Origin of the sequence: Pseudopedobacter saltans DSM 12145 (assembly GCF_000190735.1) — a bacterium.
In the GTDB taxonomy this organism is placed as follows: domain Bacteria; phylum Bacteroidota; class Bacteroidia; order Sphingobacteriales; family Sphingobacteriaceae; genus Pseudopedobacter; species Pseudopedobacter saltans.
Genome location: NC_015177.1, coordinates 2,454,688 through 2,470,749 on the forward strand (window position 1 = coordinate 2,454,688; position 16,062 = coordinate 2,470,749).

Sequence of the window (16,062 nt, forward strand, 5' to 3'; positions counted from 1 at the left end):
TTTTATAATTGATTTACTTAAATATAATTATTTCATGTCGAAAAGTAAATTAAACAGAAGGTTTTTAATATAACAGAAAGCATTATCTTTGCGCCATCAATTTAAAACAATTGATAATCTCAAATAAACAGTAAAAAATAAAATAAAAGATATATATGGCGTTGCAGTGTGGGATTGTAGGTTTACCAAATGTTGGAAAATCCACCTTATTTAATTGTTTGTCGAATGCTAAAGCGCAAGCTGCAAACTTTCCTTTCTGTACAATTGAACCCAATGTTGGAGTAATAACTGTTCCTGATGACAGATTAACGAAATTAGCTGAGCTGGTTAATCCTCAAAAAATTGTTCCAAATACAATAGAGATAGTTGACATTGCTGGTTTAGTAAAAGGAGCTTCAAAAGGTGAAGGTTTGGGGAACCAATTCCTGGGAAATATAAGAGCTACTAATGCCATTATTCATGTTTTGCGTTGTTTTGATGATGGTAATGTTGTCCACGTAGATGGCTCAGTAGATCCAATCAGAGATAAGGAAATCATTGATACCGAACTACAGCTTAAAGATTTGGATACGGTTGTTAAACGTATCCAAAAGGTTGAGAAAATGGCTAAGACTGGCGGAGACAAAGACGCTAAAAGAACATTTGAAATTTTGTCTCTAGTAAAAAATCATATAGAATCCGGTAAGTCTGCAAGAACTGCTCCGATTTCGGAAGAAGATTTTGATTTTATTTCTGACCTGAGTTTATTAACAGTAAAACCTGTTTTATATGTTTGTAATGTCGATGAATCTTCTGTGAATACGGGAAACAAATATGTGGATTTAGTAAAAGATGCTGTTAAAGAAGAGAATGCAGAGGTATTAATTATTTCTGCAAAAATTGAATCTGAAATTGCTGAATTAGAAGACTACGAAGAACGTCAAATGTTTCTTTCAGACTTAGGCTTAACTGAATCTGGTGTATCAAAATTAATCCGAGCGGCTTATAAATTATTAAATCTTTATACTTATTTTACAGCCGGAGTACAAGAAGTGAGGGCATGGACTATAACTAAAGGTTTTACTGCTCCACAGGCTGCGGGTGTTATCCACTCGGATTTCGAAAAGGGATTCATTAGAGCGGAGGTTATAAAATACAATGATTTTGTAACTTTAGGTTCTGAGTCAGCATGTAAAGAAGCCGGAAAATTGGGCGTAGAAGGAAAAACTTACGTAGTCGAAGACGGTGATATAATGCACTTTAGATTTAATGTCTAAAAATATTAGGGAATAAAATTCCGCTTTGCATCCTTAGTTTAATGGATAGAATGTGAGATTCCGGTTCTCATGGTACAGGTTCGATTCCTGTAGGATGCACTTTTCCAATTAATAAATCTATTGTTGAATATTTGTTACTATAACAAGTGCTTCTCGATTTCAGGTTAGAAAACATCTCTTTCAAAAGGTAGTGTAAACTCACTCTATCGAGGCTGAGTTAAATATATTTTTTCAGGCATTAATTTTGTGGTATTTTCAGTTATAAACTGTAACCTGAGTATACGAGGAAATTATATGAAACTTGTAGAGATATCAGCGAAAATAAACGCTCCCATAGAAAAAGTATGGAAGTTCTGGAATGACACAGAACATGTTAAAAAGTGGAATAAAGCTTCACCAAATTGGCATACTCCACATGCAGAAAATGATTTAAGGGAAAATGGAGGATTCAATATCATCATGGAAGCTAAAGATAAAAGTTTTAGTTTCGATTTTTCGGGAAGATATACTAAAGTCATCTGCCAAAAAGAAATTGCCTTCACTCTAGGAGATCAGCGTAAGGTAGATATTATCTTTAATGATAAAGGTGATCATATTGAAATTATTGAAACTTTCGAAGCTGAACAAGAAAACCCTATCGAAATGCAACAAAAAGGTTGGCAGTCCATATTAAACAACTTCAAAAAATACGTGGAAAGTCATTAGTTTTTAACCCCCGAAATCACAATTTATAAAAGGAAACGGGGATTAGATTCCTAATATAATTAATTTAAACCGTTATGAACCAATTTATCTATCCTTGCCTATGGTATAATCAGAAAGCAAAAGAGGCTGCTAAATTCTACCATTCATTGTTTTCCAATTCTGAAATAATTTCAGAAAATATGCTTGTAAGCGTATTAGCAATTGAAAATCAAAAGATCCTGCTACTGAACGCTGGTCCCGAATTCAAAGCTAATCCATCTGCCTCCTTATTTGTCAACTGCACATCTGAAGAAGAAATTGAGCGATTATGGAATATTTTTACACAAGATGGCAAATCCTTAATTAAATTAAACAAATATAATTGGGCACAAAAATATGCCTGGATTGAAGATAAATATGGTATGAGCTGGCAATTGTTTTATAACCCCAATAAGGAACGAAAAAAAATCAGGCCATCATTTATGTTCCATGGTGAAAATGCTGGAAAAGCAAATAAAGCTATCGAATTCTACACATCTATTTTTAAAAATTCGGGAGTAAAAGAAATCATAAATTATTCAGAGGAGGACAAGCAAATTACATCATGTATAAAATATGCTGATATTTTTATTGATGATTTTGATATGATTGTATTTGATAGCGTCCTGAAACATAAAGGACAACTTAATGAGTCATTTTCTTTAGTTATTGAATGTGATACTCAAGATGAAATAGACTATTACTGGTCGGGCTTATCTGTTAAAGGTTCAGAAGGCCAATGCGGATGGGTAAAAGACCAATTTGGGATATCCTGGCAAATAGTACCGAAAGTTTTGCATAATCTTGTCTCTGATGAAGAGAAAGCGCCCAGAGTTGTACGAAAATTGATGAAAATGGGAAAATTAGATATCAATGAACTGGTAGAAGCATAATTCTTTTCTCCCAAAAATCGTAATTTTACGTATGCAGTTTGGAAAAGTTAATAATCCGGAAGATATCGATTTTTCGATTCCTTCCGATCATCCGGATACAACCAGTGTCTTAAACAGTTCGAAAGGTAAAGATTTTAATGCCTTTATTGGCTGTGCCAAGTGGAATAAACAAGATTTAAAGGGCTTCTATCCCCGAGGAACAAAAGATGAGTTAGCTTATTATGCCACCCAGTTTAATTGTATAGAGCTAAATGCTACTTTCTACAAGTCACCAAGCAAAGAACAAGTGAAGATCTGGTATGACAAAACTCCTCCTCATTTTAAATTCTTTCCAAAATTACCAAATACCATTAGCCATTTTAAAAGACTTGTAAATGCAAAACAACCTACAGAAGAATTTTGCGATGCAATCGCCCATTTCGAGGAGAAGTTAGGTATGACTTTTTTACAACTTCACGATAATTTCAAACCAAAAGATTTTGAATCCTTAAAGAAATATTTAAACGAATTCCCTAAGGTTATTCCTTTGGCTGTTGAAGTTAGAAATTCAGAATGGTTTAGTGATAAGAAATATGCGGACGAATATTATGAATTAATCAAATCTCATAAAATCACCAATATACTGGTAGATACTGCAGGCAGAAGAGACATGATGCACATGCGATTAAGTACTGACACTGCTTTTGTAAGATGGGTGGGAGCAAATCATCCGTCAGACTACAAACGTTTAGACGAATGGATAGGTAGAATTACAAAATGGAAAAACGAAGGGCTTAAAAATCTTTATTTTTTTATACATCAAAATGTAGAACTAGAATCACCGCTATTATCGGCTTATTTTATAGAAAAATTAAACAAATCACTAAAATTGGATTTACAAATTCCCAAAACCTTAAATAGCAACGGAACGCAAACTTCTAAAAACGAAACAATATGAAAACGCTAATTTTAATTTTTTCGCTGCTTTTTGCAGCCCCGACTTCAAATATTTATGAGTTCAAAAATCTAAAAGACTTAAATGGAAAGAAACTGGATCTTTCCAAATATAAGGGTAAAAAGGTTTTAATTGTTAACACAGCTTCGAAATGTGGTTATACCAAACAGTATGAAGAATTACAACAGCTATCTGAATTATTTAAAAACAAGGTAGTTGTTATTGGTTTTCCTGCTAACAATTTCAAAAATCAGGAACCAGGAACAAATAAAGAAATTAAAGACTTTTGCGAGCAAACCTATGGGGTAAAATTCCCTATGAGTGAGAAGGTAAGTGTCAACGGAGATGATATCCACCCGTTATTTAAATATTTAATTTCGGCTCCCAACCCAGATTTTACTGGAGATATACAATGGAATTTTGAGAAATTTTTAATAGATGAAAATGGAAAGTTAATCCATCGATTTCGTTCAAAAACAACTCCTCTATCTAAAGATATAACACAATATCTTTAAAAAAACAGGCGCTCCATATGATGGAGCGCCTGTTTTTTTTAAATGTCCCAATATTTCATTCGGGCCTTTTTTATGTAATTCCTTATATCCAACGTAAAAGCTGCCAAAAAATAAAAAACCAATGGAAAACCTACCGCCAAAAAAGACGTATAGATAAAGAACAGTCTTATTTTAGACGAGGATATATTGAACTTTTCTCCCAAATAGGAACAAACCCCGAAAGAATACCGCTCAAAAAAAACAAATATTCGCTGAATCATCTTTTTAGATTTAAGATTTTCGCTCCAATGGCACAATTTAAGCATTTTTTCTGATTACAATAAAAATTCTTTAAATGAAGAATCCCCTGACTATCTGCCGCAGACACAATTTCAAGTCCTAATTTTCTAAAATTGTTTACCGGACTGTTTTCTTCGGCTTTTAACTTTTCCAAAATATTCAAAGCGCGGCTTTTGAATAAATCCCTCTGCATATAATTTCCATAAAAAAATAGCATAGGGACAATCGAATTAATCAAAAGATTATCTACCGATCCTGCCCCTATTTTCACCAAAGTTTCTCGCTTTCTTTCTTTTTCAAAATCATAGTTGTAAAACCAATAGTTATTGATTTCCAGATTTGAGAAAAAAGCCTTATAATCATCTATTTCTCTGCTTTCCAATAATTTTGAAAAAAGATGCGAAGATCTATGAATTAGTGCAGCAAATTGTGCTAGTCGTATCGTCGGAAAATTATCTGGCCTCGTTTTTGAAAACTTCCAGATAAATTTATCCAACGTCGTCAACCTATATTTACGTTTTAAGAATTCGAATTCCTTCTTTAACGAATCTGGATACGTATCTATAAATTCTTTATCCAAAAATCCTGCTACACCAAAAACAAGAGCTTCTATTTGTCTTAGATTGCTTTTGTGATGCCCAAATAGACGCTGTGGAAGATTTCGAGCAAGCATTTCGAAAGGCTGTTGATTTATTTTAAAACCAAAATTTCTTGCCAGCAATATGTGAAAAGTATCTTCCCAACTTCCTTTATTTCCATCAAATAGTCTTTTAATATGAGCAATTTTATAGTCTAAACGCTCCACCAAGACCCTGTCTAGCCAGTTCCGGTAAGTAAATTTATCTACTTTATGAATTTCTTTCTTACAGGGAATCGAAGAATTATTATCTTTTAATCTTTCTATTTTTTCTAGAATATCTTTATTTATTAAAGACTTTAACTCCAGAGCGGGAACTAAAGTTCCATCTGTTCTAAAGATTTTCTTATCATCATTCCAGACAACATGAAGAATAACGTTGTCATACGCCTTATCCTTTTGATGGTGGTGCTTTATCCAATCGGAAGCATTGATATGTATTTCTACAGAACCAGCCCAGAGTGTTTTACCAATTCTTATTCTGGATTCATAAAAGTCCGGTCCGGCATCATCATTTTGCTGTCCAACTCTAATAATCTTTAAGGACTCACCAGATTTTAACCGAAGATCTTTAACAGGAAATAATTTACATTTCCAGATATAATGCAAGATACTTTCATCAGAAAACATCTTTCAATATAATGAAAATTTCTTATTAATATAATTTATGTTTTAAAAACCAATTCTAGATAATTCCTGACTCATTTCTTCTTGAACCTTTTTTGCTTCTTCTCTGGCTCTTTCCGCGAAATCTTCTCCTGGAGAAGCATATATTATCGCTCTCGAAGAGTTTACTATCAATCCGCAATCTTTGTTCATGCCATATTTACAAACTTCTTTTAGAGATCCTCCTTGGGCACCAACGCCAGGTACCAACAGGAAGTTATCCGGAGCATGTTTCCTTATTTCTAAAAATCCTTCTCCTCTAGTTGCTCCTACTACATACATCATTCTCGACGCATCTGCCCACTCACTTGATTTGCGGATAACGTGTTCAAAAAACTTATATTCTCCATCTCTCAATTGTTGAAAATCATAACTTCCTTCGTTAGAAGTTAATGCCAGCAGAATCACCCATTTGTTATCAAAACCTAAAAAAGGGGTTACAGAGTCTTTCCCCATATACGGAGCTACCGTCACAGAGTCAAAATCCATATCAGAAGATTTTGGATCAAAAAAAGCCTTTGCATACATAGCTGAGGTATTCCCAATATCGCCACGCTTCGCATCCGCAATAGAGAATGTATCTTTTGGCAGATAATTATAAGTATCGATTAAAGATTTCCACCCGGTAATGCCATTGCATTCATAAAATGCCGTATTTATTTTATACGATATACACAAATCCTGCGTTGCATCTATAATTTGCTTATTAAATTCCAGAACAGGATTCTCATACTTAAACAAATGCTTGGGTATTTTGTTAATATCGGTATCTAAACCTACCGAAAGAAACGATTTTTTTGATTTGATTTGATTGATAATTTCTGACCTGTTCATTTTTAATTATAGAAAATAAGCTTTTAAACGGCTCAAAAATACAGAATAACACTCAAAAAAATATTTTTAAAAAAATTTGGCATTAATTTTTTATTTAACTAAAATTGCACAGAAAATCTCATTTATCCTTAGTCTACGTTATTAGTTAATAAGTCTCATTTGTTTTCAGAATAAGTTTTAACAATTAATTACCATAAGGGTAAATCTTTTAAAATAACAATCCTTGAAAATTCATTTTTAATGTTTGATATAAACGAATTGAACGACAAGCTTGTATCCGAGCTTCGTGAAATTGCTAAAACGTTTGGTGTAGGCAATGCTGATGACTTACGTAAGGCAGAATTGATAGCAAAAATAAAAGAGCAACACGAATTAATCAGTGCGGCAAAATCTGCGGGAGCTATTGAAGAAATCAAAGAGGAAAAGCCTAAAAAAAGAGCTCGTACGGTTAAAACAACCACTACAGTTGAGGAAGTTAAACCAAAATCTCCTGTTAAAGAAGCTTCATTATTTGACAATACTGAATCTGAAAGTAACACTCCATCTGAAGCTTCAGCCGGAGAAAAGAGACTTAGAAAAGCTGCGCCTGTAAAAGAGGCCGCGACTGTATCAGAAACTCCATTGGTTACTAACGCTCCTGTTGAAGAGCAAAAAAGTACGGAAAGTGAGCGTCCTCAACAACAAAGACCTGGAGGAAAAAGAGCTCAGGACTCTGTTTTTGATTTTGACAATGTAATTACTAATGAAGGTGTTTTAGAAATCATGCCTGATGGTTATGGCTTTCTTCGCTCTTCTGATTATAATTACCTAACCTCTCCTGATGATATTTATGTATCTCAATCTCAAATCAAATTATTTGGTTTAAAAACTGGTGATACTATTAGAGGAAGCATCAGACCGCCTAAAGAGGGTGAGAAGTATTTTCCTTTGGTTCGAGTAGAAGCTATCAACGGAAGAGTTCCTGCTGAAGTTAGAGACAGAATCCCTTTTGATTACTTAACACCTCTTTTCCCTTCTGAAAGATTGAATTTATTCACAAAACCTGGAGATTATTCTACCAGAATTATGGATTTGTTTACTCCTATCGGAAAAGGACAACGTGGTTTAATTGTTGCGCAGCCTAAAACTGGTAAAACCAATTTATTGAAAGAAGTTGCCAATGCAATTGCAGCAAACCATCCAGAAGTTTATTTAATTATCTTATTAATAGATGAGCGCCCCGAAGAGGTTACAGACATGGCTAGAAGCGTAAGAGCCGAAGTTATTTCTTCTACTTTTGACGAGCCAGCAGAACGCCATGTTAAAATCGCAAATATTGTTTTAGAGAAAGCTAAAAGAATGGTTGAATGTGGCCATGATGTTGTAATCTTGTTAGATTCTATCACCCGTTTAGCGAGAGCCTACAATACTGTAGCACCTGCGTCTGGTAAGATATTATCAGGTGGTGTTGATGCAAATGCTTTACACAAACCAAAACGTTTCTTTGGTGCCGCCAGAAATATCGAAGACGGTGGTTCTTTAACAATATTGGCAACTGCCTTAACTGATACAGGATCTAAAATGGACGAAGTTATCTTTGAAGAATTCAAAGGTACGGGTAACATGGAGCTACAATTAGATAGAAAATTATCTAACAAACGTATTTTCCCAGCTATCGACATTACAGCTTCAAGCACAAGAAGAGACGATTTGTTATTAGACAAAGAAACACTTCAAAGAGTTTGGATTTTAAGAAACCACTTAGCCGATATGAATTCTCAGGAAGCTATGGAGTTCTTATTGACTCAAGTAAGAGGCACCAAATCCAATGAAGAATTTTTAGTTTCTATGAACAGCTAATAGAAAGTTAGACTTAGTTAAAACATATTTGGCTAAAGAAATTCAGGTAAACTCCTTTATTTCTTTAGCCTTTCTTATTTTTGTGTAATTATGATAAAAAAGCACATCCCCAATTTACTTACATCAGCCAACCTATTTTCAGGCTGTGTTGGTGCTATGTATGCTTTTCAGGGGGACCTGAAAACTGTAGCTTATTTTGTAATTCTTTCGGGTATTTTTGATTTTTTTGATGGATTTGCTGCCAGACTTTTAAATGTAAAGTCGGAGATTGGAAAAGAACTGGATTCACTTGCTGATGTCATCAGCTTTGGTTTTGTTCCTGGGATTATATTTTTTCAGTTACTAAAAATTGAAAATCCTGACAACTTTCTGCCTTATTTCGGATTTATTATTACGGTATTTTCTGGCCTTCGTCTAGCTAAATTCAATATAGATACCAGACAAACAGAAGACTTTATAGGACTAAACACTCCTATGAATACTTTTTTTGTAATTTCCTTACCTTATATTTTAGATAGTTCGCCATTTATAACCAATACCTGGTTGCTTTATGGGCTAATTATCGGACTTTCTTTATTACTTGTATCAGAGTTAAGACTATTCTCCATGAAATTAGGTAAAGATTTAAGCTGGAAAACTAACAAATACAAATATCTGTTTTTGATATTTTCATTAATAAGTATCGTAACAGGCGGATTCTCGGGACTCCCTTTTGTGCTGCTACTTTATATTGCTTTTTCGTTATTGCATTTCAAACAAAAGAACGAGTTAATAGCTTAAAAATTAGCTATTAACTCATTCTTTTTTATTTCCAGACTCTTATATGCAATATCAAAAACCTGACAAAGGCTATCGAAGCTTATTTTTATTCCTTCGTAATTTTCCTCAGATCTAGCTTGGCGTTCAATATTTGCCATTTCTTCCTGCTCTTTTAACAATCCAATAAAAGTAAGCGTAGGTTTGATTTTATGAGCTGTTTCTGCTATTCCCTTCCAATTCTTTTCATCAATCGCCAATTTGAGATCATTTACATACTTTGGAGTCTGTTGCAAAAATATATCGATCATTTCAACAAGAAACTCTGCATTTCCTCCAGCAACCTCATCCAAATATGATAAGTCGATTCTAATATCATTCAAATTCATAATGATTCATTTAATTTCATTACAGGCAGTGTATCATTACACTCTCTATAAATAACTTCTACGGATTTTTTTAAAATTGGATGTACAAATTTTGGACAAATTTCTTTCAATGGTTTTAGAACAAACATTCTATCCTGTAAAAGTGGATGAGGAACTGTTAACACCTCTGTTTTAATAACTTCATCTCCGTAAAAAAGAATATCTATATCTATCGTTCTTGCTCCCCAATGAGTTAATCGTTCTCTCCCCAAATCTTTTTCAATAGACTGCAATTGTTTTAACAATGCTCCTGGTGAACATTCGGTACTTATCATCAGAGCCATATTTAGGAAATCTGGCTGTTGTTCATTCCCCCAGGCTTTAGTCTCATAAATAGAGGATCTTAACTTAACCTGTCCTGCCCTCGCATTTATTAGCTCAATACATGTTTTCAGATTACTTAATCGATCTCCTAAATTTCCTCCTATGCTTAAATATACATTGAACATTAATGCTGTAACAATTGTTAGTAATAATTATCTAAAGTTATATTTGTAGTATACAAAATTAAAAAACGCTAATTAATTCAGATGAAACAATTCTTTAAATTTGTTTTTGCTTCTATGTTAGGTATATTCCTATCCATAGTTTTATTTATAATCTTCATCTCTATCATAACCGCCGGACTAATTAATAGTTCTAACAGTAAAGTAGAAATCAAAGATAATTCGATACTTCATATCAACTTAAATTATCCTATTCTGGAGCGAGCAAATCCAAACCCTCTCGAAGATTTGGAAATTGGCCCAATAAAGAAAGAAAAAACATTAGGTTTAAATGATATTTTAAAAAGTATCCGATATGCAAAAGAAGACGATCAGATAAAAGGTATTTACCTCGATGCTTCGATGGTTCAAGCAGGAATGGCTACTGTCGAAGAAATCAGAGATGAGCTTTTAAATTTTAAAAAGTCTGGGAAATTTGTAATTGCCTATAGTGAAGTGTATACTCAAAAGTCATATTATTTGGCTTCCGCAGCTTCTAAAGTTTATTTAAATCCGGTTGGTTATTTAGAATTAAAAGGCTTAAGCAGCAATACTATGTTTTTTAAAGGCGCTTTAAATAAATTGGAAATAGAGCCGCAAGTAATAAAAGTTGGTACTTTTAAAAGTGCTGTCGAACCTTTTATTCTTGATAAAATGAGTGATGCTAACAAACTTCAAATGTCGAGCATCTTAAATTCAATTTTTGAAGATTTCACCGGCAAAATCGCGATAGAAAGGAAACTGGCTAAAGATTCTGTTGTTTCAATTGCAAACCTATTAAAAGTTAGAACTGCTGAAGATGCATTAAAATACAAATTAGTTGATGCATTAAAATATAAAGACGAGGTTTTAGACGAACTAAAGTCAAAAACCGGCATAGATAAAAAGAAAAATCTGAATACAGTATCGCTTTCAGACTATGCAAATAACGTTAAACCAGAAAATACAAGTTCTAATCGTATAGCAGTTATTTATGCTAACGGAGAGATTAATAGCGGTGAAGGTGATCAAAATACAATAGGATCAGAGGGAATTTCAAGGGCAATCAGAAAGGCTAGATTAGATGACAAAGTTAAGGCTATTGTACTCCGTGTAAATAGTCCCGGAGGTAGTTCTTTAGCTTCCGATGTTATTTGGCGTGAAACCGTATTGGCAAAAAAAGAAAAACCTTTTATTGTTTCAATGGGAGATTATGCAGCTTCTGGTGGATATTATATCTCTTGTGCAGCAGATTCTATTTTTGCAGAACCAAATACAATTACCGGATCGATAGGCGTTTTTGCCATACTTCCTAATTTAAAGCCGTTCTTGAATAATAAATTAGGAATTACATTCGATGGTGTAAAAACAGGAGAATTCGCCGATTTCGGACAGGTAACTAGACCACTTACATCTGCCGAAAAAGAGTTATTACAACAGGAGGTGAACAAAATTTATTTTGATTTTACCAAACGTGTGGCTGAAGGAAGAAAGATTTCCCAGTCTTATGTAGATAGCATTGGTCAGGGTAGAGTTTGGACGGGAAAACAGGCTATTGATTTGGGTTTGGTAGATAAAATTGGCCATATTGAGGATGCAATTAAATCGGCTGCAAAAAAAGCTAAAATTGAAGATTACAGAATAATGAGCTATCCAGAGAAAAAAGAAGGATTATTAAGTATTCTTGATAAATCTGGAGATAAAGTGAAAGCTTATTTTCTGGAAAAAGAACTGGGCGAAAGTTATAAATATTATAAAAAACTAAATGAAACGCTGCATCTTAAAGGTGTCCAGGCTTTAATGCCATATAGTTTGAATTTCGAATAGCATAAAATTCTTAGGAATATGTTCACAACTCCCATTTCAGCTTGCTTAAATGGGAGTTTTTATTTCTATTACAATCGTTAAACAACTCAAATATCCTAAGTTCTATAGATATTCCCTAACTTAGCGACTCATATCCCAAGACATGGAGAACAAAGAAATTTCTAAGGTATTAAAACTTCTTTCCCAGTTAATGGAACTTCACGAAGAAAATCCATTTAAAATAAGGTCGATAGCGAATGCTTCTTTTAAGGTAGACAAGTTGCCCTATAAATTAAAAGACAAAAGTTTGGCCGAACTGGAAACCATAGACGGTGTTGGCAAAAGTACTGCTTCTAAAATTTGGGAGCTTTTACAAAACGGAAATATAGAAGAGCTTAACAACCTGGCAGCTTTAACTCCTGCAGGTGTTTTAGATATGTTAGGTATAAAAGGAGTTGGTCCTAAGAAAATAGCTATTATATGGAAAACTTTAGGAATAGAGAATATCGGGGAACTTTATTATGCCTGTAATGAAAACCGATTAATTGAAGCTAAAGGATTTGGTTTAAAAACTCAGGAGGACATAAAAAAAGCTATAGAATTTAAAATGGCCAGTAAAGGCAGGTTTCTATATGCTTCTATAGAATCTGTTGCATACAGCTATCTAAATTCCCTAAAAAAAATAGCTGATAAAGTTGATCCAACCTGTCTGATCGAAATTACAGGAGAATTTCGAAGAAAATGCGAAATTATTGACAAGCTAGAATTCTTAATTGCCGGAACAGATATCCTTCAGATAAAAAATGTTATTGAAGGCAGTTTATCGGGAGAGCTCAATACAACGGAAAATTCCATCTCTCTGAAAGATGAAAATGGCATAAATATTCAAATTCACTTTTGCAATAAAGAAAAGTTTGCTTATACACTTTTCGAAACTACGGGGGCCGAAAAACACGTACAGGAAGTACTTCAACTCTTAACAAATAAAGATTTCGATTCTGAAAGTACACTTTATCAATCCGCTGGATTAGATTTTATCGAGCCGGAACTTAGAGAAGGCGATAAGGAAATTGGCTGGTCAAAAAACCACGAATTACCAAATCTGATCACTTTTGCTGATCTGAAAGGAACTTTGCACAACCATAGTACGTGGAGTGATGGTGTCCATACATTAGAAGAAATGGCATTATACTGTAAAGATGAGCTTAAATTGGAATATCTTGGCATCTGTGATCACTCTAAAACAGCGGTATACGCAAACGGGTTAAGTATAGAACGCGTTTTACAACAACAGGCTGAAATTGATCTTTTAAATGAAAAATTAGCGCCTTTCAGAATATTTAAGGGTATAGAATCTGATATTCTTAGCGAGGGAAGTCTGGATTACCCGAATGAAATACTTGAAAAGTTTGACTTTGTAGTGGCTTCTGTGCATTCTAACTTAAAAATGGACGAAGAAAAAGCGACAGATAGGATAATTAAGGCTATTGAGAATCCATATACAACAATTCTAGGCCATCCAACGGGGCGATTATTACTAAGCCGCGGAGGTTATCCGATAGATTATAAAAAAATAATAGATGCCTGTGCCGCAAACAATGTGGTGATTGAAATAAATGCCAACCCTTTGAGGCTGGATTTAGATTGGCGCTGGCATCAATATGCTTTGGAAAGAGGCGTATTGTTATCCATAAATCCGGATGCACACAGGAATGAAGGTTTTTCCGATATGCATTATGGTGTTTATGTAGCAAGAAAAGGTGCTTTGACTAAAGAAAAGTGCTTAAACGCCTTTGATTTAAATCATATTTCTTCATTTTTTCAGGCACAAAAGCGAAAAAGATAGCCCGTATAATTTCCTATAATATTTAATTTAGCAGAAACAAATCGGAAGCCAGGACTTCCAAATATTTAAAATATGTTTAGTAATCTTTGCAATCAAATATTTCAACAAGCTGTTGTTGATTATCATAAAGTAAATGAGATAGATCAAGATTTCTCGAATCCTTACGCTCCGCAAACTATCGAAAATCTTTTGTATAGAAAAAACTGGATAGACACCATGCAGTGGCATATGGAAGATGTTGTTAGGAACCCTGATATTGATCCGGTTGAGGCTTTAAAATGGAAAAGAAGAATAGATGCTTCTAATCAGGACAGAACCGATCTGGTTGAATATATTGATAGTTATTTTTTAGAAAAATATCAGGAAATAGAACCAAAATCAACTGCAAAAGTTAATTCGGAAAGTCCTGCCTGGGCGATCGACAGATTATCGATTTTAGCATTAAAAATCTATCATATGAATGAAGAAGCTACCCGACTAAGTGCTTCTGAAGAACACAGACAAAATTGCCAGAAGAAATTGGATATCCTTTTGCAACAGCAGGTAGATCTTTCTTCGGCAATTGACGATTTATTAACTGATATCGAGAATGGAGACAAATACATGAAAGTTTATAAACAGCTAAAAATGTATAATGATCCTAGCTTGAATCCGGTGTTATACAATACAAAAGCTTAAATGAAAGGACAAAAGATCCTAATTATAAGACTTTCTGCGATGGGCGACGTTGCTATGACGGCGCCTGTTCTTAAACAACTAGCACAACAAAACCCGAAAAGTTCTTTTGTTTTTTTAACCCGTCCCTTATTTAAAGCTTTTTTAGAAGATCTTCCAAATGTTACAGTTTTCCCTTTTGATCCTAATACCTATAAAGGAATAGCGGGATTATACAGATTATACAAAGAATTAAAAAAACAAAAAATCGATGCGGTAGCAGATCTCCACTATAATCTTAGATCCAGAATACTTTCACTTTTTTTCTGGCTATCAGCTATTCCTATAGCTCATCTAAATAAAGGCCGAAAAGAAAAGAAAGCCCTTAGCAGAAAAGAAAATAAAACGAGACTTCCATTAGAGCCCACATGGAAACGATATACAGAAGTTTTTAAAAATTTAGGACTTGAAGCCTCTATTGAAAACAAATTAATTCGGCAAAAAGAAGATCTAAGCCCAGAAATATTAAGTATCACACAAGGCAAAAACGCACCTTGGATTGGTATTTCACCTTTTGCGCAACATATGCAAAAAGTCTACCCCCTAGATAAAATGGAAGATGTTATCCGGCAATTATCAAAATATAAGATTTTTATTTTTGGCGGCGGAACCGAAGAAAAACAGACTGCAGAAGTCTGGGAAAGAGAATATGAACACGTAACCTCTACAATTGGAAAGATAAAATTACAAGAAGAGTTAAAACTAATTTCCAATTTAGATGTCATGATTAGTATGGATTCTTCTGGAATGCATATGGCATCTTTAAAAGGTGTGAGAGTAGTTTCCGTTTGGGGAGCTACACACCCATATGCGGGATTTTTAGGTTTTGGGCAGCAAGAATCCGACTGTGCGCAGATAGATCTGGAATGCAGACCGTGTTCTATCTATGGCAATAAGCCATGTTTCAGGGGCGATTTGGCCTGCTTAAACTGGTTAGCACCGGAAATCATTGTTACGAAAACAAAAAATATTCTACAAAATGTCTAAACAGTTATTGATCATCAGACATGCGTCTGCCGCATGGCCGGAAGATGTAAAATCTGACTTTGAAAGGCCCCTAAAGAAAAAAGGAATTAAAGAAGCTGAAGATTTAGGAGTTTTTCTAAAGCACAACCATATAGTTCCAGATCTGATAGCTTGCAGTCCTTCCAAGCGAACAAAGCAAACATTCAATCTCGTAAATCAGGAGTTAAAAATTCCGGTATCTTCTATCGTATTTGAAGAAACCATCTACGAAGCTTCTTATAAAACCTTATTCAAAATTGTCAATAATCTGAATAATTCACATCATCTCGTTGCCTTGGTTGGACATAATAACGGTATTTCCGATTTGCTTAATTATCTGTCTAATGGCGACGAAATAAATCTCCCTCCCGCTGGTATTGCTCTTCTGGAATTCCCGTTTCATGACTGGAAAATGGTGAGCAACGGCTTGGCAGAAATTAAATTGTTGCATTACCCGGAAGACTAAA

At 34.1% G+C, this 16,062-nt stretch carries 17 protein-coding genes and 1 tRNA gene; 13 read left to right on the forward strand and 5 right to left on the reverse strand.

What is annotated here, in order from left to right; genetic code table 11:
- Positions 1-155: 155 nt before the first annotated feature.
- From ychF to PEDSA_RS10475, 6 genes are all read left to right on the forward strand, one after another.
- Entirely contained in the window at positions 156-1,256 is a 1,101-nt protein-coding gene (gene ychF, locus PEDSA_RS10450) for a redox-regulated ATPase YchF (RefSeq protein ID WP_013633131.1), read from the forward strand.
- Between the two features lie 27 nt (positions 1,257-1,283).
- A tRNA-Arg gene (locus PEDSA_RS10455) sits at positions 1,284-1,355 on the forward strand.
- Positions 1,356-1,550: 195 nt separating this feature from the next.
- On the forward strand, positions 1,551-1,961 hold the full coding sequence (locus PEDSA_RS10460) for an SRPBCC domain-containing protein (protein ID WP_041537041.1): 411 nt from the start codon (positions 1,551-1,553) through the stop codon (positions 1,959-1,961).
- Positions 1,962-2,035: 74 nt separating this feature from the next.
- Positions 2,036-2,872, forward strand: coding sequence for a VOC family protein (locus PEDSA_RS10465; protein ID WP_013633133.1), 837 nt, complete (start codon positions 2,036-2,038; stop codon positions 2,870-2,872).
- 31 nt (positions 2,873-2,903) lie between these two features.
- Entirely contained in the window at positions 2,904-3,809 is a 906-nt protein-coding gene (locus PEDSA_RS10470; RefSeq protein WP_013633134.1) for a DUF72 domain-containing protein, read from the forward strand.
- Entirely contained in the window at positions 3,806-4,321 is a 516-nt protein-coding gene (locus PEDSA_RS10475) for a glutathione peroxidase (RefSeq protein WP_013633135.1), read from the forward strand. The genes PEDSA_RS10470 and PEDSA_RS10475 overlap by 4 nt, the downstream gene beginning before the upstream one ends.
- Positions 4,322-4,359: 38 nt before the next feature.
- Here PEDSA_RS10475 and PEDSA_RS10480 read toward each other — a convergent pair whose 3' ends face one another.
- From PEDSA_RS10480 to pyrF, 3 genes are read right to left on the reverse strand one after another with little or no spacing between them, the layout of a single operon-like run.
- Complete coding sequence (locus PEDSA_RS10480; RefSeq protein WP_013633136.1) at positions 4,360-4,581, reverse strand: PspC domain-containing protein; 222 nt, start codon at positions 4,579-4,581, stop codon at positions 4,360-4,362.
- Positions 4,578-5,867: a DUF2851 family protein gene (locus PEDSA_RS10485; RefSeq protein WP_013633137.1), complete on the reverse strand. Its 1,290-nt coding sequence runs from the start codon at positions 5,865-5,867 to the stop codon at positions 4,578-4,580. The genes PEDSA_RS10480 and PEDSA_RS10485 overlap by 4 nt, the downstream gene beginning before the upstream one ends.
- 42 nt (positions 5,868-5,909) lie before the next feature.
- The gene (gene pyrF / locus PEDSA_RS10490; RefSeq protein WP_013633138.1) at positions 5,910-6,737 is read right to left on the reverse strand and encodes an orotidine-5'-phosphate decarboxylase; all 828 of its coding nucleotides are present in this window, start codon (positions 6,735-6,737) and stop codon (positions 5,910-5,912) included.
- Positions 6,738-6,977: 240 nt separating this feature from the next.
- Here pyrF and rho point away from each other — a divergent pair, with 240 nt between their 5' ends.
- Together rho and pssA are read left to right on the forward strand one after the other, a co-directional pair.
- Positions 6,978-8,576 carry a transcription termination factor Rho gene (gene rho, locus PEDSA_RS10495; RefSeq protein WP_013633139.1) on the forward strand — a complete coding sequence of 533 codons (1,599 nt, stop codon included), beginning with the start codon at positions 6,978-6,980 and terminating at the stop codon, positions 8,574-8,576.
- Between the two features lie 90 nt (positions 8,577-8,666).
- A complete protein-coding gene (gene pssA / locus PEDSA_RS10500; protein ID WP_013633140.1) occupies positions 8,667-9,356 on the forward strand; it encodes a CDP-diacylglycerol--serine O-phosphatidyltransferase in 690 nt (229 codons plus the stop codon).
- Here pssA and PEDSA_RS10505 read toward each other — a convergent pair.
- A complete protein-coding gene (locus tag PEDSA_RS10505) occupies positions 9,353-9,721 on the reverse strand; it encodes an Hpt domain-containing protein (RefSeq protein ID WP_013633141.1) in 369 nt (122 codons plus the stop codon). The genes pssA and PEDSA_RS10505 overlap by 4 nt on opposite strands.
- Positions 9,718-10,209, reverse strand: coding sequence for a 2-amino-4-hydroxy-6-hydroxymethyldihydropteridine diphosphokinase (gene folK, locus PEDSA_RS10510; RefSeq protein ID WP_013633142.1), 492 nt, complete (start codon positions 10,207-10,209; stop codon positions 9,718-9,720). The genes PEDSA_RS10505 and folK overlap by 4 nt, the downstream gene beginning before the upstream one ends.
- Before the next feature lie 81 nt (positions 10,210-10,290).
- Between folK and sppA the strand changes: the two genes are divergently transcribed.
- The 5 genes from sppA (at position 10,291) to PEDSA_RS10535 (ending at position 16,061) form a co-directional block, all read left to right on the forward strand.
- Positions 10,291-12,051 (forward strand): signal peptide peptidase SppA, encoded by a 1,761-nt coding sequence (sppA, locus tag PEDSA_RS10515; protein WP_013633143.1) that lies wholly within the window; start codon positions 10,291-10,293, stop codon positions 12,049-12,051.
- A gap of 142 nt (positions 12,052-12,193) precedes the next feature.
- Positions 12,194-13,876, forward strand: a complete 1,683-nt coding sequence (locus PEDSA_RS10520; protein WP_013633144.1) for a DNA polymerase/3'-5' exonuclease PolX — start codon at positions 12,194-12,196, stop codon at positions 13,874-13,876.
- A gap of 72 nt (positions 13,877-13,948) precedes the next feature.
- Positions 13,949-14,554 (forward strand): DUF4254 domain-containing protein, encoded by a 606-nt coding sequence (locus PEDSA_RS10525; protein ID WP_013633145.1) that lies wholly within the window; start codon positions 13,949-13,951, stop codon positions 14,552-14,554.
- Positions 14,555-15,577 carry a glycosyltransferase family 9 protein gene (locus PEDSA_RS10530; RefSeq protein WP_013633146.1) on the forward strand — a complete coding sequence of 341 codons (1,023 nt, stop codon included), beginning with the start codon at positions 14,555-14,557 and terminating at the stop codon, positions 15,575-15,577.
- Entirely contained in the window at positions 15,570-16,061 is a 492-nt protein-coding gene (locus tag PEDSA_RS10535) for a SixA phosphatase family protein (protein WP_013633147.1), read from the forward strand. The genes PEDSA_RS10530 and PEDSA_RS10535 overlap by 8 nt, the downstream gene beginning before the upstream one ends.
- The last annotated feature ends 1 nt before the right edge of the window (position 16,062 follow it).